Annotated in this window: 21 protein-coding genes and 1 tRNA gene; 12 read left to right on the top strand and 10 right to left on the bottom strand. The window is 69.7% G+C overall.

Translation table 11 applies throughout. From position 1 onward, the window contains the following. Positions 1–4: 4 nt before the first annotated feature. Positions 5–1,501 carry a 30S ribosomal protein S1 gene (gene rpsA, locus ACTWQI_RS10210; RefSeq protein ID WP_443269460.1) on the bottom strand — a complete coding sequence of 499 codons (1,497 nt, stop codon included), beginning with the start codon at positions 1,499–1,501 and terminating at the stop codon, positions 5–7. A gap of 361 nt (positions 1,502–1,862) precedes the next feature. Here rpsA and ACTWQI_RS10205 point away from each other — a divergent pair, with 361 nt between their 5' ends. Next, positions 1,863–2,675: a class I SAM-dependent methyltransferase gene (locus ACTWQI_RS10205; protein WP_443269459.1), complete on the top strand. Its 813-nt coding sequence runs from the start codon at positions 1,863–1,865 to the stop codon at positions 2,673–2,675. Positions 2,676–2,777: 102 nt separating this feature from the next. Here ACTWQI_RS10205 and ACTWQI_RS10200 read toward each other — a convergent pair whose 3' ends face one another. From ACTWQI_RS10200 to ACTWQI_RS10190, 3 genes are all read right to left on the bottom strand, one after another. Continuing rightward, the gene (locus ACTWQI_RS10200; RefSeq protein ID WP_443269458.1) at positions 2,778–3,776 is read right to left on the bottom strand and encodes a DUF3068 domain-containing protein; all 999 of its coding nucleotides are present in this window, start codon (positions 3,774–3,776) and stop codon (positions 2,778–2,780) included. A 144-nt stretch (positions 3,777–3,920) separates the two neighbouring features. After that, complete coding sequence (locus ACTWQI_RS10195; RefSeq protein ID WP_443269457.1) at positions 3,921–4,055, bottom strand: SPW_0924 family protein; 135 nt, start codon at positions 4,053–4,055, stop codon at positions 3,921–3,923. A gap of 164 nt (positions 4,056–4,219) precedes the next feature. Continuing rightward, entirely contained in the window at positions 4,220–5,953 is a 1,734-nt protein-coding gene (locus ACTWQI_RS10190) for a lytic murein transglycosylase (RefSeq protein ID WP_443269456.1), read from the bottom strand. 233 nt (positions 5,954–6,186) lie between these two features. Here ACTWQI_RS10190 and ACTWQI_RS10185 point away from each other — a divergent pair, with 233 nt between their 5' ends. Next, complete coding sequence (locus tag ACTWQI_RS10185) at positions 6,187–6,987, top strand: DUF4184 family protein (protein ID WP_443269455.1); 801 nt, start codon at positions 6,187–6,189, stop codon at positions 6,985–6,987. A 22-nt stretch (positions 6,988–7,009) separates the two neighbouring features. Here the strand turns inward: ACTWQI_RS10185 and polA are convergent, their stop codons facing one another. Further along, on the bottom strand, positions 7,010–9,739 hold the full coding sequence (gene polA, locus ACTWQI_RS10180) for a DNA polymerase I (protein ID WP_443269454.1): 2,730 nt from the start codon (positions 9,737–9,739) through the stop codon (positions 7,010–7,012). 82 nt (positions 9,740–9,821) lie between these two features. On the opposite strand from polA, the gene ACTWQI_RS10175 reads away from it, so the two are divergent. From ACTWQI_RS10175 to ACTWQI_RS10140, 8 genes are all read left to right on the top strand, one after another. After that, positions 9,822–12,164, top strand: coding sequence for an FdhF/YdeP family oxidoreductase (locus ACTWQI_RS10175; RefSeq protein ID WP_443269453.1), 2,343 nt, complete (start codon positions 9,822–9,824; stop codon positions 12,162–12,164). A 65-nt stretch (positions 12,165–12,229) separates the two neighbouring features. Beyond that, positions 12,230–12,703, top strand: a complete 474-nt coding sequence (locus tag ACTWQI_RS10170) for a PaaI family thioesterase (protein WP_443269452.1) — start codon at positions 12,230–12,232, stop codon at positions 12,701–12,703. A gap of 9 nt (positions 12,704–12,712) precedes the next feature. Beyond that, positions 12,713–13,132, top strand: coding sequence for a hypothetical protein (locus ACTWQI_RS10165; RefSeq protein ID WP_443269451.1), 420 nt, complete (start codon positions 12,713–12,715; stop codon positions 13,130–13,132). A gap of 489 nt (positions 13,133–13,621) precedes the next feature. After that, positions 13,622–14,854: a branched-chain amino acid ABC transporter substrate-binding protein gene (locus ACTWQI_RS10160; RefSeq protein WP_443269450.1), complete on the top strand. Its 1,233-nt coding sequence runs from the start codon at positions 13,622–13,624 to the stop codon at positions 14,852–14,854. 102 nt (positions 14,855–14,956) lie between these two features. After that, a complete protein-coding gene (locus ACTWQI_RS10155; RefSeq protein ID WP_443269449.1) occupies positions 14,957–15,889 on the top strand; it encodes a branched-chain amino acid ABC transporter permease in 933 nt (310 codons plus the stop codon). A gap of 5 nt (positions 15,890–15,894) precedes the next feature. Next, positions 15,895–17,634, top strand: coding sequence for a branched-chain amino acid ABC transporter permease (locus tag ACTWQI_RS10150; protein ID WP_443269448.1), 1,740 nt, complete (start codon positions 15,895–15,897; stop codon positions 17,632–17,634). Then, a complete protein-coding gene (locus tag ACTWQI_RS10145) occupies positions 17,631–18,641 on the top strand; it encodes an ABC transporter ATP-binding protein (RefSeq protein ID WP_443269636.1) in 1,011 nt (336 codons plus the stop codon). The genes ACTWQI_RS10150 and ACTWQI_RS10145 overlap by 4 nt, the downstream gene beginning before the upstream one ends. Next, entirely contained in the window at positions 18,638–19,354 is a 717-nt protein-coding gene (locus tag ACTWQI_RS10140) for an ABC transporter ATP-binding protein (protein ID WP_443269447.1), read from the top strand. The genes ACTWQI_RS10145 and ACTWQI_RS10140 overlap by 4 nt, the downstream gene beginning before the upstream one ends. Positions 19,355–19,426: 72 nt before the next feature. Here ACTWQI_RS10140 and ACTWQI_RS10135 read toward each other — a convergent pair whose 3' ends face one another. Further along, positions 19,427–20,071, bottom strand: coding sequence for an ANTAR domain-containing response regulator (locus ACTWQI_RS10135; protein WP_443269446.1), 645 nt, complete (start codon positions 20,069–20,071; stop codon positions 19,427–19,429). A 98-nt stretch (positions 20,072–20,169) separates the two neighbouring features. On the opposite strand from ACTWQI_RS10135, the gene ACTWQI_RS10130 reads away from it, so the two are divergent. Further along, positions 20,170–20,242 (top strand) — tRNA-Leu (locus ACTWQI_RS10130). Between the two features lie 108 nt (positions 20,243–20,350). Further along, positions 20,351–21,109 (top strand): transcriptional regulator, encoded by a 759-nt coding sequence (locus tag ACTWQI_RS10125; RefSeq protein WP_443269635.1) that lies wholly within the window; start codon positions 20,351–20,353, stop codon positions 21,107–21,109. Positions 21,110–21,148: 39 nt separating this feature from the next. Here ACTWQI_RS10125 and pyk read toward each other — a convergent pair whose 3' ends face one another. From pyk to ACTWQI_RS10105, 4 genes are all read right to left on the bottom strand, one after another. Continuing rightward, a complete protein-coding gene (gene pyk / locus ACTWQI_RS10120; RefSeq protein WP_443269445.1) occupies positions 21,149–22,582 on the bottom strand; it encodes a pyruvate kinase in 1,434 nt (477 codons plus the stop codon). 186 nt (positions 22,583–22,768) lie between these two features. After that, positions 22,769–23,461 (bottom strand): SIMPL domain-containing protein, encoded by a 693-nt coding sequence (locus ACTWQI_RS10115; protein ID WP_443269444.1) that lies wholly within the window; start codon positions 23,459–23,461, stop codon positions 22,769–22,771. Positions 23,462–23,495: 34 nt separating this feature from the next. Next, positions 23,496–24,911, bottom strand: coding sequence for a lysine N(6)-hydroxylase/L-ornithine N(5)-oxygenase family protein (locus ACTWQI_RS10110; protein WP_443269443.1), 1,416 nt, complete (start codon positions 24,909–24,911; stop codon positions 23,496–23,498). After that, positions 24,908–26,338: a pyridoxal phosphate-dependent decarboxylase family protein gene (locus tag ACTWQI_RS10105; protein WP_443269442.1), complete on the bottom strand. Its 1,431-nt coding sequence runs from the start codon at positions 26,336–26,338 to the stop codon at positions 24,908–24,910. The genes ACTWQI_RS10110 and ACTWQI_RS10105 overlap by 4 nt, the downstream gene beginning before the upstream one ends. Positions 26,339–26,561: the final 223 nt, after the last annotated feature.

The following is a 26,561-nucleotide window of genomic DNA, read 5'->3' as shown; positions in this document are numbered from 1 at the left end:
GACTTCAGCTCTGGCCGCCGGCCAGCTTCTCGCGGAGCGCGGCCAGGGCCTCGTCCGACGCCAGGGCGCCGGAGTTGTCCTGGGCCTCCGAGGAGTACGAGCCTGCGCCGGGGGCGCCACCCTGCGGGGCGGCCTGCCCGGCCTCGGCCGCGGCCTCGGCGTCGGCCTCGCGGGACTTGATGACCTGCGCCTGGTGCTGCTCGAAGCGCTGCTGCGCCTCGGCGTACTGGTGCTCCCACTCCTCGCGCTGCTTCTCGTAGCCGGGCAGCCAGTCGTTGGCCTCCGGGTCGAAGCCCTCGGGGTAGATGTAGTTGCCCTGGTCGTCGTACGAGGCGGCCATGCCGTACAGGGTCGGGTCGAACTCGACCGAGCTCGGCTCGGCGCCGAAGGCCTCGTTGGCCTGCTTCAGCGAGAGGCTGATGCGGCGACGCTCGAGGTCGATGTCGATGACCTTGACGAAGATCTCGTCGTTGACCTGGACGACCTGCTCCGGGATCTCCACGTGGCGCTCGGCCAGCTCGGAGATGTGGACCAGGCCCTCGATGCCCTCGTCGACGCGGACGAACGCACCGAACGGCACGAGCTTGGTGACCTTACCCGGGACGACCTGACCGATCTGGTGGGTCCGGGCGAACTGCTGCCACGGGTCCTCCTGGGTCGCCTTGAGCGACAGGGAGACGCGCTCGCGGTCCATGTCGACGTCCAGGACCTCGACCGTAACCTCCTGGCCGACCTCGACGACCTCGGACGGGTGGTCGATGTGCTTCCAGGACAGCTCGGAGACGTGGACCAGACCGTCGACGCCACCCAGGTCCACGAAGGCACCGAAGTTGACGATGGAGGAGACGACGCCGGAGCGCACCTGGCCCTTCTGGAGGGTGGTGAGGAAGGTCTGACGGACCTCGCTCTGGGTCTGCTCCAGCCAGGCGCGGCGGGACAGGACCACGTTGTTGCGGTTCTTGTCCAGCTCGATGATCTTCGCCTCGAGCTCCTTGCCCACGTAGGGCTGCAGGTCACGGACGCGGCGCATCTCGACCAGGGAGGCGGGGAGGAAGCCGCGGAGGCCGATGTCGAGGATGAGACCACCCTTGACGACCTCGATGACGGTACCGGTGACGATGCCGTCCTCTTCCTTGATCTTCTCGATCGTGCCCCAGGCCCGCTCGTACTGAGCGCGCTTCTTGGACAGGATCAGACGGCCTTCCTTGTCCTCCTTCTGGAGGACCAGGGCCTCGATCTCGTCGCCGACGGCCACGACCTCGTTCGGGTCGACGTCGTGCTTGATCGACAGCTCTCGGGAGGGGATGACGCCCTCGGTCTTGTAGCCGATGTCGAGCAGGACCTCGTCCCGGTCGACCTTCACGATGACGCCGTCGACGATGTCGCCGTCGTTGAAGTACTTGATCGTCTCGTCGATCGCGGCGAGGAAGGCTTCCTCGTTACCGATGTCGTTGACCGCTACCTGCTTGGTGGTCGCGGTGGTCTCGGTGCTGCTCGTCATGTGGGAAAGGGCTCCGGTACGGACATGAGTCGTAGGTACTGCTCACGCCGGGAGCCCGTTATCGCACCGCCGAAGCCGGACAGCCAGGAGACGCAATCCTTCCGCAGGTCGGAAATGCGCCTCGACAACCGAGGGGACATACAACAGATGCGAGCGCAGCCTGCTCGGTCCGAGGTGCGCAGGCCCGCAGCGCAACTTGTAGCATACGGGGGCAGCCGGGCATGGTCAATGCGCGAAGAGCGCACCTGGGGACGAACGCCCCAGATCCCGGCAAAACGCAATCGCGCAACGCACCGTGCGGCTACGCCGCCCGGTGTCACTGCAGCTACAGGTTCGAGCGAAGACTACGACGACAGGCGCGATGAACCAAGAGGACGACACCGCGGCGACTCGGCGTGACACAGGGGACACGGAGAGCAGCAGAGCGAGCCGGGGCTGGTGGGACCGCAACGCCGACGCGTACCAGCGGGAGCACGGGGGCTTCCTGGGGGACGACCGCTTCGTCTGGGGCCCGGAGGGGCTCGACGAGGAGGAGGCGGGGCTGCTCGGGTCGGCGGAGGACCTGAAGGGCCGGGACGTCCTGGAGATCGGGGCGGGCGCGGCGCAGTGCTCGCGCTGGCTCGCGGGGCGTGGCGCGCGGCCGGTGGCGCTGGACCTCTCGCACCGGCAGTTGCAGCACGCCCTGCGGATCGGCAGCGGGGCGGCGGTCGTGCGACTGGTCCAGGCCGACGCCACCGCTCTGCCCTTCGCGGACGGCTCCTTCGACCTGGCGTGCTCCGCCTACGGAGCGATTCCGTTCGTGGCCGATCCGGTACGGGTGATGCGGGAGGTCCGGCGGGTGCTGCGGCCCGGCGGGCGCTGGGTCTTCTCCGTCACCCATCCCATCCGCTGGGCGTTCCCCGACGAGCCGGGGCCGGAAGGCCTGTCGGTGGCCGCCTCGTACTTCGACCGGACGCCGTACGTGGAGCAGGACGAGCAGGGGCGCGCGGTGTACGTGGAGCACCACAGGACGCTCGGCGACCGGGTGCGGGACGTGGTGGCGGCCGGCTTCCGTCTGGTCGACCTCGTCGAACCGGAGTGGCCGGCCTGGAACAGCCAGGAGTGGGGCGGCTGGTCCCCGCTGCGCGGGAATCTGATCCCGGGCACGGCGATCTTCGTCTGCGTGCGGGACTGACGCGACCGAGGGCGCGCCTCAGGGCGCCGTGCCGCGGAGGCCCGGGCGCGGGGGGCCGGGCGCGGGGGGCCGCGGCGCTCGGGCCGCGCGCCCGTGCCCCCGTCAGGGACCGACCGACAGGGCGTGCGGGCGATGGTCGCCGTCCGGCGCGGCAGGCCGCGGACGGCGGCTGCGCGCCTCGAGCACGAGGGCGAGGGTGAGCACTCCGGCACCCAGAGCGGCGAGCCCCCATGGCAGGTACGACGTCATCAGCAGCACCAGCTGCCGCTGGCCCGCCACCAGGTCGACGGTGTGATCGATGTAGTCCTCGCGCATCTTCACGTGCCCCGCGAACGCGGTCACCCTGTCCCTGCCGCCGAGCAGCGTGCCGCCCCGCAGCTCCTCCTTGTGGATCTCCTGGCCGTTGACGGGTGCGCCGGTGACGGGCTCGACCCAGAACATGCGCTTGGTGGTGTACCAGCGAGTCGTGCCGGTCCGCGCGACCGATGCGGCGGTGACCCCCTTGAGGGGCAGCTTCTTCGGCATCCTGACTTGGGTCCAGGGGATGGTCTGCTCGAAGTAGTAGACCTCCAGGCCGCGGAAGTTCCGGGTGCCCCGGTAGTGGATGGGTGCGGACGTACGGGTCTGAGCGTCGAAGTAGGTGTAGTCCCGCTGCTCGGTGAGGAAGGGCCACTTGAACTCGATGCCCTCGCGCCGGACCCGGTCGCCGTCGACGTGCTCACCGTCGGCGTGCACGGGCGCCTGGGTGTGGGCGTCGAAGATGTAGCGCTCGGGGATCTGGGAGACCATCTTCCCGTCCGGGCCCACGACGTGGGACAGGCCGTCCCAGACCACGACGTCCCGGCCCGCGCTCCGTTCGATCTTCTCGGAAGCCTCGACGTCGCCCTTGAGCGTCTGGACGATGGTGACCTCGGAGACCTTCTTCGGCTGCATCGTCGCGTAGTCGAGCAGGGTGGCGTTCTCCGCTTCGAGGACCATCTCCTGGTACTGACTCGGCGGGATCTTCACGAGCCGCGGAAAGGCGTACCAGCGCAGGAGCGGGGACAGCGCGGTGAGGAAGACCGCGACGGCGAGCAGGACCAGGCTCGCCGTGCGGCGCATACCGCCGTTTCGAGAGGTGCGTTGACCGGGACCGGGGTGCCCGGCCGGGGTTTCGGGTTCGGCCGAGGGCCCGGAGGCCTGCTGCGGCAGCTGCGGATGGCGTTTTCCCCTGGGCACGGCGGGACACATCGCGGAGGTCCTCCCCTACGGGTGCTCGGGGACGGTGGTCAGCAGCGGCTTCGGGGAGGTCTCGCCGCTGGGAGCGCCGATCGCGGTCAGGGTGAGGACGAGCGCAAGGGCGGCCGCCAGCCCGACGGCGGCGGCTGCGAGAGCGCGCATGGTCGACCTCCCGTTGGAGAGACGGCGGCTGCCTGATGATTTCGTGATGGGTCGTCAGGGCTGGGGCACCGTAGCAACGGGTGGCGCAGATGAGAACACGTCGCACCGCTCCTCCGCCCGTCCAGGGGAGGGCGGAGGAGCGGTGTCTGATACGGGATCCGCGGCTACGGGGCGTCGGACGCCTTCTCCGTGACCGTCAGCTCGATGGTCAGCGTCGTGCCGTCGGCGGTGGCGAGGCGGAGCAGGAAGGTGCCCGCATGGGTGTCGGTGAAGATCTTCGGCAGCTTCAGGAGTCCGTCGGCGTTGGTCTTGAGACCGTTGAGGGTACGGACCGGCTTGTCCTCGTCGTCCTTGAAGTACGGGCCCTTGTCGTTCTCCGCCGGCTTCTCCGCATCGGAGGTGATCATGGTCGCGGTCACCGCGACACCGGCTGCCGGCTTGCCCTGGTAGGTCGCCTTGACCTCGACCGGATCGGCGAATTCGCTGCCGGTCTCGGCCTTCAGCTGCTCATCGCTGGTACGGGTCAGCGCGTCGGCCTTCGGGTCGGGCGCCGGGCGCGCCTTGACGGTTGCGGCGAAGTCGACGGCGGGCACGTTCCGGCCCACGACCGTGGCCCGGATGGTGAACGAGCCGGCCTTCTCGCCCGCGAGCAGCTTCGGCGCGAGGGCTGTGCCGTCGCGGCCGGTGACGACGGTGACGCGGGTCGCGTCGCCGGGGAAGCGCGCCTGAGTCTCACCGCGGATCTCGTACTGGACGCGCGCTCCCTCGACGGCCTTGCCTCCCACGCCCTTCGCCCGCACCCGGGGCGGCTCGGTGAACTCGCCGCCCGCCGTGGCCGTCAGCTCCTGTGCGCTCACGCGGTCGAGGTCGGTGACGACGGGGGCCGGGGTGGGCTCGCCCGGTTTGCTGGGATCGCTTGGGGTGTCCGGCTTGCTCGGCTGGGTGGGCGTTTCGATCTCGCCGTTCCCGGTCTTCGGAGGCAGGGTGCCCGGCTTGCCGCCTCGGCCGTCTCCCGGCAGGCTGTCGGCCGCCCCCTTGCCCTTGCCGCCCTTCGGGCCTCCCCTGGGATCGTCCCCGCCGTTCGGGCCCGTGCCGACGGGCAGCACACCCGTGCCGTCGGGCACCTCGTGCGTGCCCCTCTTGTAGTACTCGAACCAGGACAGCACCGTCCGCAGATACTGCCGCGAGTAGTTGTAGCCGAGGATGGCGCGGTCGAGGTCGGCCCGGACCGACAGGTCGCGGCCGCCCGCGCACAGATAACGGCCGGCGGCGAGCGCGGCGTCGTACACGTTGTTGGGGTTCTTCTCACCGTCGCTGTTGCCGTCCGCGCCCCAGTTCGCCCAGGTGGAGGGGATGAACTGCATGGGACCGACGGCGCGGTCGTAGCTGCTGTCCCCGTCGTACGCCCCGCTGTCCGTGTCGGAGATCTTCGCGAAGCGGCCGCCGTTGAGCTGTGGGCCGAGGATCGGGGTGAGCGTGGTCCCCTCGGTGTCCACCCGACCGCCGCGCGCCTGGCCGGACTCGACCTTGCCGATGGCGGCGAGCAGCTCCCAGCGGAGGTTGCAACCCGGGTTGCTCTCGGCCAGGGCCGCCGCGGCCTTCTTGTAGGCGTCGAGGACGGTCGCCGGTATGCCGGCCTCGGCGGTGCCGGGGCCGACCGGCAGGTCTATGGAAGTCTCGGGCTTGCCGGGGGTGTTGAGCGGTGGCAAGTCCGTGTAGTACGGGGAGCCGCCGTCGATGGGTGGCTCGGTATCCGGTGTCGAATCGCCGGTCCGGCCGTCGGAGCGGGTGTCCACCAGGTCGGGAGCCTGGGATGCGGTCAGGGCGGCCATGGCGATTGCCGCCACCGCTGTCGTGGCCGCTCCCCTGCGCAGCCGCCGGCCGAATTGCGCGGCCATACCTTCGTCCTCCCCTTTGGATCGGGCAGAGGATCCGCCCCGCCCCGGCGTGCCCGCGTGCCCCACAAATGCAATAACGCTCTTGACACTACGGCACCTTCGCGCCCCGAGTCATCGGGGGGCGAACAGGATTCCCCACATTCGCACCTGAGCGGAGCCGAATGCCGCTCCCCGGCGTCCTTGATGAGGGATCCCATCGACCACACCTGGACTTAACGGACTTAAGGGAGCGCATGCCGTTCACGCTCAGCCATGCCGCTGCCGTACTGCCGGCGCTGCGCCGGGACGGCACGGCGCGGGGGCCGTTGGTCACCTCGGCGCTCGTCGCGGGCTCGTTCTCGCCCGATATGACGTACTTCGCCGACACGGTACTTCCCGGGGCCATGCTGTACGGCGACGTCACCCACTCCCCCGCCGGTGTGCTGACCGTGGACGTCGTCGTGACGGCGGCGCTGGTCGGGTGCTGGCTGGTGCTGCGCGAGCCCCTGGTGGCGCTGCTGCCCCGGGCCTGGCAGGGGCGGGCGTACGGCCTGGTACGCGGACAGTCCTGGCGGGACCGGGCCATCGCACCGCTGGCCTTCTGGTTCTGGGTGTCGGCGGTGCTCGGCGCGGCCACGCACATGGTCTGGGACGCCTTCACGCACCTGGACCGCTGGGGGATGCGGCTGCTGCCGGTGCTCGGCGAGGTCGTCGCCGGATTCCCGCTCTATCTGTACGCACAGTACGGCGGTTCACTGCTCGCGCTGCTGGTGATCGGCGCGTTCCTCGTCTCGGCGGTGCGGAGGCTGCCGGCGGACGCCTCGGCGCCGGCAGCCGTGCCCGCCCTCGCGGCGCGCGAACGGCTGCTCGCCGTGGCCTGGCTCGGCCTGTGCATCCTCGCCGGTGCGGTGCACCGCTGCGTGCGCTCGTACGCGATCCTCGTCGAATACGGCGCCTCGCCGCTCGAGTTCATCCCTACGGTGATGTTCGGCGCGGGCGCGGGCCTCGCCCTCGGACTCCCGCTTTACGCGGCGGCAGTCCCACAACGGGGCTAGGTCCTGTCCGGTCGGTCAGGACCTAGTGCGCGGCTGACTCCCAATCCGCGCCGGAGCCGATGGAGACATCGAGGGGTGCCCGTAGCTCGACCGCGGCGCTCATCTCGCGGCGCACCAGCTCCTGCACCGCGGCCCGCTCGCCGGGGGCGACCTCCAGCACGATCTCGTCGTGCACCTGGAGCAGCATCCGCGAGCGCAGCCGCTCGCGGGTCAGCTCCTTGTCGACCCGGAGCATCGCGATCTTCACGATGTCCGCCGCGGTGCCCTGGATCGGTGCGTTGAGGGCCATGCGCTCGGCCATCTCGCGGCGCTGCCGGTTGTCGCTGTTGAGGTCCGGGAGGTAGCGGCGGCGGCCGAGCATCGTTTCGGTGTAGCCGGTGGCGCGCGCCTCGTCGACGACCCGGCGCAGATAGTCGCGGACGCCGCCGAACCGCTCGAAGTACGTGTCCATCAGCTTGCGGGCCTCGTCGGGCGAGATGCTCAGCTGCTGGGAGAGGCCGAAGGCGGACAGCCCGTACGCCAGGCCGTACGACATCGCCTTGATCTTGCGGCGCATCTCCGCGTCGACCCCGGTCTTCGGTACCGAGAAGACCTGGGAGGCGACGGTCGTGTGCAGGTCCTCGCCGGAGGTGAACGCCTCGATCAAGCCCTCGTCCTCGGAGAGATGGGCCATCACGCGCAGCTCGATCTGGCTGTAGTCGGCGGTGAGCAGTGACTCGAAGCCCTCGCCGACGACGAAGCCCCGTCGGATGGCCCGTCCCTCGTCCGTACGCACCGGGATGTTCTGCAGGTTCGGGTCGGTGGAGGAGAGCCGGCCGGTCGCCGCGACCGTCTGGTTGAAGGTGGTGTGGATGCGTCCATCGGGGGCGATCGTCTTGATCAGGCCCTCGACGGTGGAGCGCAGCCGGGCCTGCTCGCGGTGCCGCAGCATGATCACGGGCAGTTCGTGGTCGGTCTGGGCGGCCAGCCAGGCCAGCGCATCGGCGTCCGTGGTGTAACCGGTCTTGGTCTTCTTGGTCTTCGGCAGACCCAGCTCGCCGAAGAACACCTCCTGCAGCTGCTTGGGCGAGCCGAGGTTGAACTCATGGCCGACGGCGGCGTGCGCCTCCTTTATGGCCTGCTGCACCGCTCCGGCGAACTGCAGCTCCATACGCTCGAGCCAGTCGCGGTCCGCGGCGATGCCCGCTCGCTCCATCCGGGCGAGCATGGCCGAGACGGGAAGCTCCACCGTGCGCAGCAGGTCCGCGGCGCCGACCTCCGCGAGCCGCCCGGTGAACGCCTCGCCCAGGTCCAGGACCGTTCGGGCCTGGACCATCAACGCGTCCTTCTCCGCCTGCTCCTCCATCCCGAAGGCGAGCTGGCCGTCGGCGGAGGCCGGGGCGAGCTCACGGCCCAGGTACTCCACCGACAGCGCGTCGAGCGCGAAGGAGCGACGGCCCGGTTTGACGAGATAGGCCGCGAGGGCCGTGTCCATGGTGACGCCCGCGACGTCCCAGCCGTGCTCGGCGAAGACCCGCATCACGCCCTTGGCGTTGTGCAGCACCTTGGGCCGGTCCGCGTCGGCGATCCAGGCGGCGAACGCCTGCTCGTCCGCTTCGTCGAGCTCGGCCGGGTCGAACCAGGCGGCCGGTCCGGAGGCGAGCGCCAAGGCGATCTCGCTGACGCTTCCGCTGCCCAGAGCCCAGGCGTCGACCGTCGCCAGACCGATCGGCTCGGTGCCGTGCCGCGCCAGCCAGGGTGCGAGCTCGCCCGCACCGAGCACCTCACCGTCGACCTCGACGCCCGCGGCGGGTGTCTCCACCTCGGTGACCTCGCCCGGGTCGGCGGCCATCAGGCGGTCCCGGAAGTTCTGGTGGCGGAACTCCAGGGCGTCGAGGATCACGGAGAGCGCCGGCCGGTCGTACGGAGCACGCTGGAGCGCCCCCGGGCCGACGGGCAGCTCGACGTCCCGCACCAGCTCCGTCAGCTGCCGGTTGAGCTTGACCGCTGCCAGATGCTCGCGAAGCTTGTCCCCGACCTTGCCCTTGACCTCGTCGACCCGCTCCACGAGCTCCTTGAAGGAGCCGAACTGGTTGATCCACTTCGCGGCGGTCTTCTCTCCGACGCCCGGGATACCGGGGAGGTTGTCGGACGGATCGCCGCGCAGCGCCGCGAAGTCCGGGTACTGCTGTGGGGTGAGACCGTACTTCTCCTTGACCTTCTCGGGGGTGAACCGGGTCAGCTCGGAGACGCCCTTGGTCGGATAGAGGACCGTGACATGGTCGCTGACCAGTTGGAACGTATCGCGGTCGCCGGTGACGATCAGCACCTCGAAGCCCTGGGCCTCGGCCTGGGTGGCGAGGGTGGCGATCACGTCGTCCGCCTCGTACCCCTCCACCGCGAAGCGGGAGACGTTCATCGCGTCGAGCAGCTCACCGATCAGCTCGACCTGGCCCTTGAACTCGTCCGGAGCCTTGGAACGGTTCGCCTTGTAGTCGGCGAACTCCTCCGAGCGCCAGGTCTTGCGGGAGACGTCGAAAGCGACCGCGAGATGGGTGGGCTGCTCGTCGCGGAGCGTGTTCGCCAGCATCGACGTGAAGCCGTAGATCGCGTTCGTGGTCTGGCCCGTCGTGGTGCTGAAGTTCTCCGCGGGCAGCGCGAAGAACGCCCGGTACGCCAGGGAATGCCCGTCCAGCAGGAGCAGTCGGGGGCGGTCTCCCGGCCCGGCGGCGGGGGAGGTCGCTGCGGTCTTCTTCGATGCGTTCTCAGCCACGTCCCCGATCCTGCCACGTATCACTGACACCCGGTTGTGGGAGGAACGAGTGCCCACACCACAGCGTGGAAGAATGAGCGACATGGCCAGAAAGCCCCCCGCAGGGGATCCCGTGCAGGATGCGCCGGACGTCACCGCGCCACCGCGGGCCGCCGCCGGACTGCCCGCCATCGGCCACACCCTCCGCGTCGCCCAGCAGCAGATGGGCGTGCGGCGCACCGCGCTGACCCTTCTCAAGGTCAACCAGAAGGACGGCTTCGACTGCCCCGGCTGCGCCTGGCCGGAGCCGGACCACCGCCACACGGCGGAGTTCTGCGAGAACGGTGCGAAGGCCGTCGCCGAAGAGGCGACGCTGCGCCGCGTCACCCGGGACTTCTTCGCCGCGCACCCCGTCTCCGACCTGGCCACCCGTAGCGGCTACTGGCTGGGGCAGCAGGGCCGCATCACCCAGCCGATGTACCTGGCCGAAGGCGCCGACCATTACGAACCGGTGCCCTGGGACCGGGCCTTCGACATCATCGCCGAGGAGTTGCACGCGCTCGGCTCCCCCGACGAAGCCGTCTTCTACACCTCGGGGCGCACCAGCAACGAAGCCGCCTTCCTCTACCAGCTGTTCGCCCGCGAGTTCGGCACCAACAACCTCCCCGACTGCTCCAACCTGTGCCATGAGTCCTCCGGCTCGGCCCTCACCGAGACCCTCGGCGTCGGCAAGGGCAGCGTGCTGCTGGAGGACCTCTACCGCGCGGACCTGATCATCGTGGCCGGTCAGAACCCGGGCACGAACCACCCGCGGATGCTGTCCGCGCTGGAGCAGGCCAAGGCGGGCGGCGCACGGATCATCACGGTGAACCCGCTGCCCGAGGCCGGGATGGAGCGGTTCAAGAACCCGCAGACCGCACGCGGTCTCACCGGCGGCGGCACCGCTCTCACCGACCTGTTCCTGCAGATCAGGCTCGGCGGCGACCAGGCCCTCTTCCGCACGCTGAACCGGCTGATCCTCGAAGCGTCGACCAGCGCCTCCGGCGCGGGCCAGGGCGCGGTCGACGAGGAGTTCATCGCCGAGCACACCCACGGCTTCGAGGAGTTCGCCGCCGCGGCCCGGGCGCAGGACTGGGACGAGACGCTCCGCGCCACCGGCCTTGACCGGGACGGCATCGACCGGGCCCTGCGCATGATCCTTGACTCCCGGCGCATCGTCGTCTGCTGGGCCATGGGTCTCACCCAGCACAAGCACGCCGTGGCCACCATCAAGGAGGTCGTCAACTTCCTCCTCCTGCGCGGGAACATCGGCCGCCCCGGTGCCGGCGTGTGCCCGGTCCGTGGCCACAGCAATGTGCAGGGCGACCGCACCATGGGCATCTTCGAACGTCCGGCGCCCGCCTTCCTCGACGCCCTGGAAAAGGAGTTCGGCTTCGCTCCCCCGCGCGAGCACGGCCTGGACGTCGTACGGTCCATCCGCGCGCTGCGCGACGGTACGGCGAAGGTCTTCTTCGCCATGGGCGGGAACTTCGTCGCCGCCTCCCCCGACACCGCCGTGACCGAGGCGGCCATGCGCCGCGCCCGGCTCACTGTCCACGTCTCCACCAAGCTCAACCGGTCGCACGTGGTGACCGGGGCCCGCGCCCTCATCCTGCCCACCCTCGGGCGCACCGAGCGTGACCTCCAGGTCCGCCCGGACGGGACGAGCAGCGGGCAGTTCGTCACCGTCGAGGACTCGATGGGCATGGTGCACGCCTCGCGCGGACGGCTCGAGCCCGCGAGCCCCCAGCTGCTCTCCGAACCGGCCATCGTGTGCCGCATGGCCCGGCGCGTGCTCGGCGCGGGCAGCCGCACGCCGTGGGAGGAGTTCGAGCAGGACTACGCCCGCATCCGCGACCGCATCTCCCGCGTCGTGCCCGGCTTCGAGGACTTCGAGGCGAAGGTCCGGCAGCCCGGCGGCTTCACCCTTCCGCACGCCCCGCGCGACGAACGCCGCTTCCCGACCGCCACCGGCAAGGCCAACTTCACCGCCGCACCCGTCGAATACCCCCGCGTTCCGGAGGGCCGGCTGCTGCTGCAGACGCTGCGCTCGCACGACCAGTACAACACCACGATCTACGGCCTCGACGACCGCTACCGCGGCATCAGGAACGGCCGCCGCGTCGTCCTCGTCCACCCGGACGACGCCCGGGCGCTCGGCTTCGCCGACGGCTCCTACACCGACCTGGTCGGCGAGTGGGAGGACGGCACCGAGCGGCGTGCCCCCGGGTTCCGCGTGGTGCACTACCCCACCGCCCGGGGCTGTGCGGCCGCCTACTACCCGGAGACCAACGTCCTGGTCCCGCTCGACGCCACCGCCGACACCAGCAACACGCCCTCCGGTAAATCCCTGGTCGTACGCCTGGAGCGACCCACCCCCGGGAGTGGGCTCACAGCGCGCACCTGATAAGACGGTGCACACTGCAACGACCACAGCGTTGTGCCGCGAGATGCCGATCGGAGCCGGACCCCATGGGTGAGCAGAGCAGCACCAAGTTCCCTCAGGAGATCCTCGACGAGTGGGCCGGGCTCGGCCTCGATCTCCCCGCGCTGTTCTCCGCCGGCCATCTCGGCGGCCGGATGGGCCTGGAGGTTCTGGAGGCGTCGCCCGAGCGCGTCGTGGGCACCCTTCCCGTCGAGGGCAACACCCAGCCGTACGGGCTGCTGCACGGCGGGGCCTCCGCTGTCCTGGCCGAGACCCTCGGCTCCGTCGGCGCCATGCTGCACGCCGGTCCCGGCAAGCTGGCCGTCGGCGTCGACCTCAACTGCACCCACCACCGCGGCATCCGCTCCGGCCTGGTGACCGCTGTCGCCACCCCCGTCCACCGCGGCCGCACCACCGCCACGTACGAGATCGTGATCACCGACGAGCAGGACCGGCGCATCTGCACCGCCCGCCTCACGTGCCTGCTCCGCGAGGTGGCCCAGGAGGGCCCGGCGGACTAGCGTGCCCGTATGACGCCTGCGCCGAGCACCACTCGGAGCCGGACGGCCGTCGCCGGGTGTCTCCTGGCGGCGGCCATCGCCGTGTCGGGGTGCAGCGGGCCGGAACCGGCCGCGCGGCGGCCGAGCACCGACGCCCCCGCGCCGCGGACCACGTCACCGGAGGAGCTGTGCACCGTCCTGGTGACGTACTGGGCGAAGGTGATGCTCGTGAACGGCCGGGGCGCCGGGCTCGACTGGGAGCAGAAGGGGCTCTCGACGGTGCAGCGGGACATCCTCGACGATGTGGTCGCCGCGGCCCGCGCGGAGCGCGAGCGGGCTGGTGATTCCGCCGCCAGTGATGTGATAGACCATCAGGCGCGACAGCGCTGTGTAGCCGATGCGCGCAAGCCCGGTTCCCCCGCGGACAACGGTGGTTCCGATTTCCGGTGACAGACAGCCGAGTTCGTCCGGTATGGGTACACCCGCCACAGGAGCCTCCTCCGCCTTCTGTAACGCTGCGTAATACTCGCGCCATGCGAGAAGGTCGCGCACACCTCCGTGGCCCGCGCATGCAACTTGTCTGCGTGAACGCCGTCCGCCGCTTTCCACCCGATGTGACCCTCCGCCGTGCGCCACTTCTTAGCGGAGCTGCAGCTTCTCACCATATGGACAATGAGCTTTAGCCCGATTTGCCCGAAATACATGCTTCTTGTCGCTACGACGACACCCCTCCACGACCTGGGTCATAACAAGAAAGTCACATCATGGCTTCCACTCTGCCCCAGGCCCCCGCACGCGCTTAGAGTCACCGCCAGTCACCGCGCCGCCGGATGGCACCCCGAAGCCTCACAGCTCAGCCACAAGATGAGCCGGCAGACATCCGGCACCGCGACACGGTCGCCTCAGGAGAGGGGCCGCGCCAGGGAGAGGACACATCTCGTGCGACACCGTTCCTTGCTCATATTCACCACAGCGATCACGGCAGGGGCCCTCACCCTCACCGCATGTGGATCGCGCGACGACAGCAGTAACGGCGGAGGCGGTGGAGACAAGACGACCGTCGTGATCGGTGTCGACGCTCCGCTGACCGGTTCGCTGTCCGCCCTCGGCCAGGGCATCAAGAACTCCGTCGACCTCGCCGCCAAGACGGCCAACAAGAACAACGAGGTCGACGGCATCACCTTCAAGGTGGAAGCCCTCGACGACCAGGCGGTCCCGGCCTCCGGCCAGCAGAACGCCACCAAGCTCGTCGGCAACGAGGACGTGGTCGCCGCCGTCGGTCCGCTGAACTCCGGCGTCGCCCAGTCTATGCAGAGCGTCTTCGAGAAGGCCGGCGTCGCGCTGGTCTCCCCCGCCAACACCAACCCGGCGCTCAGCCAGGGCGACGCCTGGGCCAAGGGCGACCTCAGCCGCCCCTTCAAGACCTACTTCCGCACCGCGACCACCGACGTCATCCAGGGCCGCTTCGCCGCGCAGTACCTGTACAAGGACGCGAAGAAGAAGAAGGTCTTCGTCATCGACGACAAGCAGACCTACGGCGCCGGCCTCGCCGCGATCTTCGCCCAGGAGTTCAAGCGCCTCGGCGGCAAGGTCGTCGGCACCGACCACGTGACCGTCAAGGAGACCGACTTCTCCAGCGTCGCGGACAAGGTCAAGAACTCCAAGGCCGAGGCCGTCTACTACGGCGGCCAGTACCCCGAGGGCGGCCTCCTCTCCGACCAGGTCAAGAAGGCCGGCGCGGAGATCCCGCTCTTCGGCGGCGACGGCCTCTACGACCCGGAGTTCATCAAGGCCTCCGGCGAGAGCAACGACGGCGACCTGGCCACATCGGTCGGCTACCCCGTTGAGCAGCTCGACTCCGCCGGGAGCTTCATCAAGGACTACGAGGCGGCCGGTTACAAGGACCCGTACGCGGCGTACGGCGGCTACTCCTACGACGCCGCCTGGGCCATCATCCAGGCCGTCAAGGCAGTCGCCGAGGAGAACGACGGCAAGCTCCCCGAGGACGCCCGCGCCAAGGTCACCGAGGCCCTGAACGACGTCTCCTTCGACGGCGTCACCGGCAAGGTCGCGTTCGACCAGTACGGCGACACCACCAACAAGCAGATGACCGTGTACGAGGTCACGAAGGGCGCTTGGAAGGACGTCAAGAGCGCGACGTTCAAGGAGTAACCCCGGACACCTCCACCCCAACCATCTGAATTACGCCGCGCGAGGGCGCAAACAGCGCCCTCGCGCGGTCTCACATCCGACACGCTCATCGGAGGCCCTGCGGTGCACGAACTGCCGCAACAGCTGGCCAACGGCCTGGCCCTCGGTACCCTCTACGGCCTCATCGCCATCGGGTACACCATGGTCTACGGCATCGTCCAGCTCATCAACTTCGCCCATGGCGAGATCTTCATGATCGGGGGCTTCGGCGCCCTCACCGTCTTCATCTGGCTGCCCAGCGGAACTTCCCTCTGGATGGCCATACCCCTCATGCTCATCGGTGGTGCGCTCGCCTCGATCGCCGTATCCATCGCCGCCGAGCGCTTCGCCTACCGCCCGCTCCGCGGCGCACCACGGCTGGCGCCCCTGATCACCGCGATCGGCCTGTCCATTGCGCTCCAGCAGCTGATCTGGGCGTTCTACCCGGACGCCAAGAAGGCCCGCCCCTTCCCCCAGATCGAGGGCAAGTCGTTCGAGATCTTCGAGCACCTGCACATCCAGCGCGGTGACGCCTTCCTCTTCATCGCCGCACCGCTGTGCATGCTCGCCCTTGGGTTCTTCGTCTCCAAGAGCCGCACCGGCCGGGCCATGCAGGCCACCGCCCAGGACCGCGACACCGCCAAGCTCATGGGCATCAACACCGACCGCATCATCGTGATGGCCTTCGCCATCGGCGCCGTCTTCGCCGCGGTCGCCGCGGTCGCCCACGGCCTCCGCTTCGGCCAGGTCCAGTTCGAGATGGGCTTCATCGCCGGCCTCAAGGCCTTCACCGCGGCCGTCCTCGGCGGCATCGGCAACATCTACGGCGCCATGCTCGGCGGAGTCGTCCTCGGTCTCGCCGAAGCCATGTCCATCCACTACATCCAGGAGATCCCCGGGATGCAGCAGCTGGGCGGCGGCGCCTGGGCCAACGTCTGGGCCTTCGTACTTCTCATCCTCGTCCTCCTGGTCAGGCCACAAGGCCTGCTCGGTGAGCGCGTAGCGGATCGGGCGTGAGGCCGATGAGCACTGAGACCACCACCCGTACCATCGCCCCCTCCGGCAGCACCGACAAGCGCGGCACCGCACTGCGCGCCCTCACCGCCGCCGGCGGGATCGCCACCGTCGCGAGCACCTTCCTCGCCTGGACCTGGACCGCCGAGTTCCCCGGCGACCTCACCGTCACCGGCTACCCCGGCGGCCTCCAGGTCCTCACCCTCGTCGCCGGGCTCCTCACCACCGTCTACGCGCTCGCCGCCCTCGACATCCGAGGCCTGCGCTGGCTCGTCCCCGCAGGCGGCACCCAGGCGCTGCGGCTGCTCGCCCTCGGCGGCCTCACCACCACCTGGTTCACCGTCATCGCCATCTCGGTCGAACTCGGCGGACTGGCCAACCTCGAGCCCGGCGGCTACATCGCCGCACTCGTCTCGGCGGTCCCCGTCGTCACGGCCTTCCTGCTGCCCGACGACGCCCGCGCCGCCGCCCCCGCGAAGGAACTCCCCTCCTGGGCCGAGATCCTCATCATCATCGCCGCCTTCGGCGTCGGCATGTTCGCCTTCACCTACGGCATCGCCACCGCCTACGCCGAACTCTTCACCGGCTACCTCTTCACCGTCGGATTCGCCGTCGCGGCACTCCTCAAGGCCGGTGTCGTCGCGCGCCTCGGCCGCCTCACCGCCAAGTACCGGGCGGTGACCCTCACCGCGGCCTTCGCCGCGGCGGCCGCCTTCCCCTTCACCCAGAACAACGACCAGTACACCCTGGTCGCGGTCAACATCCTGATCTTCGCGACCGTCGCTCTGGGCCTCAACGTCGTCGTCGGCCTCGCCGGACTCCTCGACCTCGGATACGTCGCCTTCCTCGGCGTCGGCGCCTACACCGCCGCCCTCGTCTCCGGATCGACCGCCTCCGTCCTCGACATCCACTTCCCCTTCTGGGCCGCCGTCCTCGCCGGAGCCATCGCCTCGCTCGTCTTCGGCGTCGTCATCGGCGCTCCGACCCTGCGACTGCGCGGCGACTACCTCGCCATCGTCACCCTCGGCTTCGGAGAGATCTTCCGCATCGCCATGGGCAACCTCGACGGCGCATCCGGCCCGCACATCACCAACGGCCCCAACGGCATCCCCAACATCCCCGACCTCGTGATCTTCGGATACGACTTCGGGGAGCCCCACAGCATCGGCGGATTCGAGGTCGCGGCCTTCGCGAACTACTTCCTGCTGATGCTGCTGGTCACCGCGCTGGTCGTGTTGGTCTTCAGCCGGGCCGGCAACTCCCGCATCGGACGCGCCTGGGTCGCCATCCGCGAAGACGAGACCGCCGCCACCGCCATGGGCATCAACGGCTTCCGCGTCAAGCTCATCGCCTTCGCCCTCGGCGCCACCCTCGCCGGAGTCGCCGGCACCGTCCAGGCGCACGTCCAGTACACCGTGGTCCCGGAGATGTACCAGTTCGCCGGCCCCGTCCCGCCCAACTCGGCCTTCCTCCTGGCGGCCGTCATCCTCGGCGGCATGGGCACGGTCACCGGTCCGCTCCTGGGCGCCTCGCTCCTCTACCTCATCCCCGCGAAGCTGCAGTTCCTCCAGGACTACCAGCTCCTCTTCTTCGGCATCGCGCTCATCCTGCTGATGCGCTACCGCCCCGAGGGCCTGATCCCCGACCGCAGGAAGCAGCTCGAGTTCCACGAGACCGGACAGCTCGACGTGCCCAAGGACCAAGGCCTGCCAGCAGGCGCCGTCGGCGTCACGAAGGCGGAGGCCTGACCGATATGACCACCACCACCGAGATCACCCCGGTCAACAGCACCAACGGCCAGCCCGTACTCAGCGCGACCGGCGTCACCATGCGATTCGGCGGCCTCACCGCCGTACAGTCCGTCGACCTCGAGGTCCGCCCCGGCGAGATCGTCGGCCTGATCGGCCCCAACGGCGCCGGGAAGACCACCTTCTTCAACTGCCTGACCGGGCTCTACGTGCCCACCGAGGGCAAGGTCCGCTACAAGGGCAGCGTGCTGCCCTCCAAGCCCCACCTGGTCACCAAGGCGGGCGTCGCCCGGACCTTCCAGAACATCCGGCTCTTCGCCAACATGACCGTCCTGGAAAACGTCCTCGTCGGCCGCCACACCCGCACCAAGGAAGGCCTCTGGTCCGCCCTGCTGCGCGGCCCCGGCTTCAAGAAGGCGGAGAAGGCCTCCGAGGAACGAGCCCTGGAACTCCTCGAGTTCACCGGACTCGCCGCGAAGAAGGACCACCTCGCCCGCAACCTCCCCTACGGCGAGCAGCGCAAGCTCGAGATCGCCCGAGCCCTCGCCAGCGACCCCGGCCTGCTGCTCCTCGACGAACCCACCGCGGGAATGAACCCCCAGGAGACCCGGGCCACCGAAGAGCTCGTCTTCGCGATCCGGCACCAGGGCACCGCCGTCCTCGTCATCGAGCACGACATGCGGTTCATCTTCAACCTCTGTGATCGGGTCGCCGTACTCGTCCAGGGCCAGAAGCTCGTCGAGGGCACCTCGGAGGAGGTCCAGGGGGACGAGCGCGTCATCGCCGCCTACCTCGGCACGCCGTTCGAGGGCGCGCCGGGCGACGAGGAGGTCGCCGAGGTCGAGGCGGCGGAGCGAGCGGCGGAGGCCGCCGAGCCGGTCCAGGCCGACGAGCCCGGCCAGCCCGCGGCGCCGGCTGCGAAACCGGAGTCCGAGGACAGGGCACCCGCCACCGCCGACGACGATGCGGCCCCCAGCACCAACGCCCGTAAGGAGGGCGACCAGTGACCGCACTGCTCGAAGTCGAGGACCTGCGGGTCGCCTACGGCAAGATCGAAGCCGTCAAGGGCATCTCGTTCAGTGTCGAGGCCGGCCAGGTCGTCACCCTCATCGGGACGAACGGCGCAGGCAAGACCACCACCCTGCGCACCATCTCGGGCCTCCTCAAGCCGCTCGCCGGCACGATCCGGTTCGACGGCAAGCCGCTGAACGGAACCCCCGCCCACAAGATCGTCGCGCTGGGCCTGGCCCACTCGCCCGAGGGACGGCACATCTTCCCCCGGCTGACGATCGCGGAGAACCTCCAGCTCGGTGCCTTCCTCCGGAACGACGGCGGAGGCATCAAGAAGGACATCGAGAAGGCGTACGACCTCTTCCCCATCCTCGGCGAACGCCGAAACCAGGCAGCGGGCACGCTCTCCGGCGGCGAGCAGCAGATGCTGGCGATGGGGCGGGCGCTGATGTCCCAGCCGAAGTTGCTGATGCTCGACGAGCCCTCCATGGGCCTCTCGCCGATCATGATGCAGAAGATCATGGACACGATCTCCGAGCTGAAGGCGCAGGGCACGACGATTCTGCTGGTCGAGCAGAACGCGCAGGCGGCCCTGTCGCTGGCCGACCATGGCCATGTGATGGAGATCGGCAAGATCGCTCTGTCCGGAAGCGGACAGGACCTGCTCCACGACGAGTCCGTCCGCAAGGCCTACCTGGGCGAGGACTGACCGCGAACGCCGAAGGGCCCGCACCGGCGTCGTCCGGTGCGGGCCCTTCGTATGCCCAGGTGCGGCACCCGGCTACGTGCCCTGCTTCTTCTCCTCGGCGTCCTCGATGACCGCCTCGGCGACCTGCTGCATGGACAACCGGCGGTCCATCGACGTCTTCTGGATCCACCGGAAGGCGGCGGGCTCGGTCAGGCCGTACTGCGTCTGCAGGATGCTCTTCGCCCGGTCGACGAGCTTGCGGGTCTCCAGACGCAGGGTGAGATCCGCGACCTCCTTCTCCAGCGCCTTCAGCTGGGTGAAGCGGGAGACGGCCATCTCGATGGCCGGCACGACATCGCTCTTGCTGAACGGCTTCACGAGGTACGCCATGGCCCCCGCGTCCCGGGCCCGCTCCACCAGCTCGCGCTGCGAGAAGGCGGTGAGCATCAGTACGGGTGCGATGCTCTCCTCGCCGATCTTCTCGGCCGCGGAGATGCCGTCGAGAATCGGCATCTTCACGTCGAGGATGACCAGATCGGGCCGGTGCTCACGAGCCAGTTCGACGGCCTTCTGGCCGTCCCCGGCCTCACCGACGACCGTGTAGCCCTCCTCCTCGAGCATCTCCTTGAGATCGAGGCGGATGAGGGCCTCGTCCTCGGCGATCACAACGCGGGGGGTCTGCGGCGGGACGTGCGACTGCTCGTCGTCGACGGGCGGCTCGGGCTCGGCGGCGCTCACGGGACTCCTCGTTCCAGGCAGGTGGTGCCCCATGAGCCTACCTAGCTCCTGTATGTTTGATGTGCGGCGCATCTCCGCTAACCTTCACTTCGAAGGAAGCCCCGGTAGTCCAGCGGGAGAGACACGGTGCTCAAACCACCGACAGCGTGGGTTCGAATCCCACCCGGGGCACTTACCTTCACTTCCTAGGTTCGCTACAGGTTGGCGATCTTCACTCGGCTCGGTGAACGCTTCTTCGAATCGGCTCGCGACGGCAAAGATCCTGCCAAATTCGCGGCCATGTACGATCTTGCAACGCGCAAGCGTGTCCTCGCCCTTGTCGACCAAGGACGCAGCCTCAACTCTGTGAGCAAGCAGACGGGGATATCCCGGGCCGCGATCCGAGACTGGCAAGTAAGAATCGAGCCCATCTCGCGTGCGACGGAGTGCCCGAGGTGTTCGCCGGATCCGCAACTACCGGAGCCCACTGACACCTACGCATACCTGCTCGGTCTATACCTCGGTGACGGCTGCCTCAGCGCTCAGTCGCGCGGTGGCTACGCCTTACGCATCTCATGCGCAGACGCCTGGCCCGGGCTCATCAATGCCTGCCGCGAGGCCATAAGGAGCGTCAGGCCGATGAATAGCGTGTGCCTCGTCCAGAACCAGGGCTGTGTCATGGTGACCAGTTACAGCCGACACTGGCCGTGCCTGTTTCCCCAGCACGGTCCAGGCAAGAAGCACGAGCGACCAATCGTCCTCGAGCCCTGGCAGCAACGGATCGTGGACACGCACCCGTGGGAGTTCATCCGCGGGCTCATCCACTCGGACGGCTGCCGGATCACCAACTGGACCGAGAAGACCGTGGGCGGCGAACGCAAGCGCTACGAATACCCCAGGTACTTCTTCACCAACAAGTCCGACCACATCCGACGTCTCTACGCAGACACACTCGACTACCTCGGTGTCGAGTGGAGACAGACGAACGCCTGGAGCATCTCTGTCGCCAAGTGCGGTTCCGTTGCCCTCATGGACGCGCACGTCGGGCCGAAGTACTGACCCGCGGGCCCGTCGCGCACACGGGTACGCGGCGGGTCGTTACTTCTGGAAGTCGTCCTCGCCGATGTGGTGGACGCGGACCAGGTTCGTCGAGCCGGGGACGCCGGGTGGGGAGCCCGCCGTGATGACGACGAGGTCGCCCTTCTGGCAGCGGCCGATCTTCAGAAGCTGCTCGTCGACCTGCTGGACCATCTCGTCCGTGGAGCCCACCTTCGGGCCGAGGAAGGTCTCCACGCCCCAGGTGAGGTTGAGCTGGGAGCGGGTCGCCGGCTCGGGGGTGAAGGCGAGGAGGGGGATCGGGGAGCGGTAGCGGGAGAGGCGGCGGACCGTGTCGCCGGACTGGGTGCAGGCGACCAGGAACTTCGCGCCGAGGAAGTCGCCCATCTCCGCCGCCGCGCGGGCCACCGCGCCGCCCTGGGTGCGGGGTTTGCTGCGCTCGGTCAGCGGCGGGAGCCCCTTCGCCAGCATGTCCTCCTCGGCGGCGGCGACGATACGGCCCATGGTCTTGACCGTCTCGACCGGGTACTTGCCGATGCTGGTCTCGCCGGACAGCATCACGGCGTCCGAGCCGTCCATCACCGCGTTGGCGACGTCGGAGGCCTCGGCGCGGGTGGGCCGGGATGCGTCGATCATCGAGTCGAGCATCTGGGTCGCCACGATGACGGGCTTCGCCATGCGCTTGGCCAGCTTGATGGCGCGCTTCTGGACCATGGGCACGGATTCCAGGGGCATTTCGACGCCGAGGTCGCCGCGGGCGACCATGATGCCGTCGAAGGCGTCGACGATGGCGTCGAGGTTGTCCACCGCCTGGGGCTTCTCGATCTTCGCGAGGACCGGGAGCCGGCGGCCTTCCTCGTCCATGATGCGGTGCACGTCGTCGATGTCGCGGCCGCTGCGGACGAAGGAGAGGGCGATGATGTCCGCACCGGTGCGAAGCGCCCAGCGCAGGTCTTCGACGTCCTTCTCGGAGAGGGCGGGGACGGAGACGGCGACGCCGGGGAGGTTGAGGCCTTTGTGGTCGGAGACGAGGCCGCCTTCGATGACCATGGTGTGGACGCGGGGGCCGTCGACCTTCGTGACTTCGAGGGTGACGCGTCCGTCGTCGACGAGGATGCGTTCGCCGCGGGTGAGGTCGGCGGCGAGGCCCTGGTAGGTGGTGCCGCAGATATGGCGAGTTCCCTCGATGTCTTCGGTGGTGATGGTGAACTCGTCGCCCCGTTCAAGGAGTACGGGGCCTTCGAGGAATCGGCCGAGGCGGATCTTCGGGCCTTGAAGGTCGGCGAGCACGCCGACGCTGCGTCCCACCTCGTCGGAGGCCGTGCGCACGTGGTGGTAGCGCTCCTCGTGGTCGGCGTATGTGCCGTGGCTGAGGTTGAGGCGGGCTACGTCCATTCCGGCCGCGACCAGTGCTTTGATCTGGTCGTACGTGTCGGTGGCGGGGCCCAGAGTACAGACGATCTTTGCTCGGCGCATGGTTCGAGCCTATGACCTACCGGCGGGTAGGGATTTGGTTGCACATGACTACTCAACGGCCTTTCCATGAAGGCTCATTGACAAGTGTTGAAAAGTGCATGGGGCCGCTCCGATGAGCGGTTCGGAGCGCCCCCGGGCCAGGCGCATAGCGGATCCTCCGGCAACGCCTGGCGTCCGCGCCTTCACTCAGAGTCGCGGCGGCGACATCGTGAAGCGGGCGTTGACGTGGGCGTAGACGGTCTGGCGCTGCGGCTCGAGGTCCAGCGGCGGTGCCTCGGCGCCCTGCATCGCGGCACGGGTGACCCCCGGCGGCGCCGCCATGGCGACGGGCACGACGCTCTCCGCTCCTTCGTCGGCCAGCTCGACGAGCGCCACGAGCTCCGCGCCGAGCGCCCCCGCGTACTCGCGGGCGCGCTGCACCGCCTCCCGCACCGCCTGTTGCCGCGCGTCGCGGTGAGCGGGCGAATCCGGGCGCAGCGCCCACCACGGTCCGCTGACGCTGGTGAGTTCCAGGTCGGCGAGCCGGGTCACGAGTTCGCCGAGCGCGGTGAAGTCCACGAGTGTCGCGGTCACGTGGACGCGCCCGTGATAGGCCCGGACCCGCTCCCCGCGTCCCTTGTGCGTCAGCTGCGGGGTGATGGCGAATGCGCCGGTCTCCACCTTCTCGACCGCCTCGCCGTAGGACTTGACGAGGTCCAGTACGGCGGTGTTGCGCCGGGTCAGGTCATCGAGCGCGCCGCGCCGGTCGCTGCCGCGGGCGTTGACCGTGATGCCGATCCGGGCGATCTCCGGGTCGACTTCGAGCTGTGCCTCACCGCGGACCGCGACCCGCGGGGTCTCGGGGGTGCCGTACGGGGTGGGCGTGGATGTGGTCGTCATGCGGCCACTCTTGCAGGTCGGCACCGGCCGCTGCTCACACGTGACGGAGTTGCACGGTGGGGACGGGGCCGTCGCCCCGCCGCCGCCGAGTCGTGTCCGCGCCGTCCAGACCGAAGGTGGTGAAGGCGGTGCGGGCGGGCAGCGGGTAGGGCACGTCGCCCGGCTTTCCGGCGGCCGCCAGGGAGTTGAGGATGGTGGCGCTGCGCCAGGCGGCGAGGCCCAGGTCGGGGGCGCCCACGCCGTGGGTGTGCGTCTCCGCGTTCTGTACGTACACCGAGCCCCTGACGGCGCGGTCCATGATCAGCCGGTGGTGCTCGTCGATCCGGGGCCGTTCGGAGGCGTCCCGGCGCAGATACGGGTCCAGCGGCCCGATGAGATGGTCGAGGCGGCGTTCGCGGTAGCCGGTGGCGAGCACCACGCCGTCGGTGGTGATACGGGAGCGGGTGCCCTGCTGCCCATGCTCCAGGTGGAGTTCGACGCGGCTGGTGCCGACCCGTCCGGCCGTGCGCACGGTGACGCCGGGGGTGAGGACGACATCCGGCCAGCCGCCGTGCAGGGTGCGCCGGTAGAGCTCGTCGTGGATGGCGGCGAGCGTGTCGTGGTCGATTCCCTTGTACAGCTGCCACTGCCGGGGCAGGAGCTCATCGCGTACCCGCTCGTGCAGGCCGTGAAAGAAGCGGGTGTAGTCGGGGGTGAACTGCTCCAGGCCCAGTTTGCTGTATTCCATGGGCGCGAAGGCCGGGGTGCGGGCCAGCCAGGTCAGCTGCTCGCGTCCGGCGGGCCGGTCCCGCAGCAGGTCGAGGAAGACCTCGGCGCCCGACTGGCCCGAGCCGATGACGGTGACGTGCTCGGCCCCGACCAGCCGGTCCCGGTGGGCGAGGTAGTCCGAGGAGTGGATGACGGGGACGGCGGGAGCGTCGGCGAGCAGGCGCAGCGGCTCCGGGACGTAGGGGGCCGTGCCCACGCCGAGGACGATGTTGCGGGCGTGGGTACGGCCGAGGGCTTCGGCTTCGCCGTCGGCGTCGACTTGGGTGAAGTCCACTTCGAACAGCTGCCGTTCGGGGTTCCAGCGGACGATGTCGACGTGGTGTCCGAAGTGCAGTCCGGGCAGCTGTTCGCTGACCCAGCGGCAGTAGGCGTCGTACTCGGCGCGTTCGATGTGGAAGCGCTGGGCGAAGTAGAACGGGAACAGCCGGTCGCGGGTGCGCAGGTAGTTGAGGAAGGACCAGGGGCTGGCGGGGTCGACGAGGGTCACCAGGTCGGCGAGGAAGGGGACCTGGATGGTGGTGCCGTCGATGAGCAGCCCGGGGTGCCAGTGGAACGCGGGCCGCTGGTCGTAGAAGGCGGTGGACAGGTCCGGGACGCCGTGGGCGAGGGCGGCGAGGGACAGGTTGAAGGGGCCGATGCCGATGCCCACCAGGTCCAGGGGCTGTTCGGTCGTGGTGGTCATCGGTGGCGGCTTCCTTCCACGATCTTGAGCAAGGCTTCGAGGTCGGGTGGCCGGGTGTGCGGGTTGAGCACGGTGGCCTTGAGCCAGAGCTTGTCGGTGCCGTCGCGATGGTCGGTGGCTCGAGCCCGGCCGAGGACGGCGAGCCCGCCGGCGAGCAGGGTGCGGCGGAGGTCGGCGACCTGCTCGTCGGAGGCGCTGGCGGGGCGGAAGAGGATGGTACTGAGGGTGGGCCGCTCGTAGAGGTCGAAGTCGGGGTGGGCGTCGACGAGATCGGCGAAGCGCTGGGCGGCGGCGCAGGTGTGCTCGATGAGCCCGGCGAAGCCGGTGCGGCCGAGTGCCCGGAGACTGACGGCGATCTTGAGCACGTCGGGGCGGCGGGTGGTACGGAGCGAGCGGCTGAGGAGGTCGGGGATCCCGGCGTCGGTGTCGTCCTGGGGGTTGAGGTAGTCGGCGCGGTGGGCGAGGGGGGCGAGGGCCGCTGTGTCGGGGACGGCCAGGAGGCCCGCGGGGATCGGCTGCCAGCCCAGTTTGTGCAGGTCGAGGGTGACGGAGTCGGCGCGGGTGAGTCCGTCGAGCCGGTTGGCGAGGGTGTGGCTGAACAGCAGGGGTGCGCCGTAGGCGGCGTCGACGTGGAGCCGCACGGTATGGGCGGCGCAGACGTCCGCGAGCTGTGGGAGGGGGTCGATCTCGCCGGTGTCGGTGGTGCCGGCGGTGGCGACGGCGAGCAGCGGACCGCTGAGTCCGCCGAGGGCGGTGTCGAGGGCGGTGGGGCTGAGGACGCCGGCGGGGGTGGGGAGGACGACGGGTTCGGGGAGGCCGAGGAGCCAGGCGGCGCGTCGGACGCTGTGGTGGGCGTTGGCGCCGCAGACGACCTGGAGGGGGCCGGTGTCCCGGTGGATTTCGCGCGCGATCAGCAGGGCGATCTGGTTGGACTCGGTGCCTCCGGTGGTGATGAGCGCATCGGGCGCGTCGCCTTTGGGGTAGACCTCGGTGGCCAGGCCCCGGCAGACCAGGTTTTCGAGGGTGGACGCGGCGGGGGCCTGGTCCCAGGAGTCCATGGAGGGGTTGAGGGCGCTGGCCGCGAGGTCGGCGGCGACGGCGACGGCGAGCGGCGGGCTGTGGAGATGGGCTGCGCAGCGCGGGTCGGCGGGGTCGGCGGCGCCTTCGGTGACGGCTTCCACGAGGGCGCGGAGCGCGGCGTCGGGGCCGATGCCGACTTCGGGGATGAGCGGTTCGGCCGCGGTCTGCATCCGGTGGGCCACTGCCTCGGGGCCGCCGGCCGCGATGGGTCCGCTGCGGGCGGCGGCCCCGGCGGTGAGGGCGTCGAGGACGGTGTCGAGCAGGGGCCGTAGCTGCCGGGGGCCGTCCGCCCCTCCCGCGAGCGGAATGGCAGGGGTGCCGTGGGCGCCGTCGGGCGGCTTGGGCATGGGGATGTCCTTCGGTGGGGTGCGTCGGCCGAGGGGACGTACCGGCAGCGCCGGGGCCCTCCCTGTTAGCTGGGGGAGGGTCCCAGTCTGGGCGTGGCTGCCTTGGTGCGTCCGGAGAGCACAACGATCGGACCCGAAAGTGGTACCGCCACGCGGACGGGCTCCCGCCTCCCTGTGCTCGGCCCGGGCGCGCGGGGCGCCGAGGAAGCGGGGAGGTGGGCGG

This window comes from Streptomyces sp. KR80 (assembly GCF_052245555.1).
Classification (GTDB): Bacteria; Actinomycetota; Actinomycetes; order Streptomycetales; family Streptomycetaceae; genus Streptomyces.
Note: the sequence above shows the minus strand (reverse complement) of the source record. Positions and strands in the feature narration are given on the sequence as shown.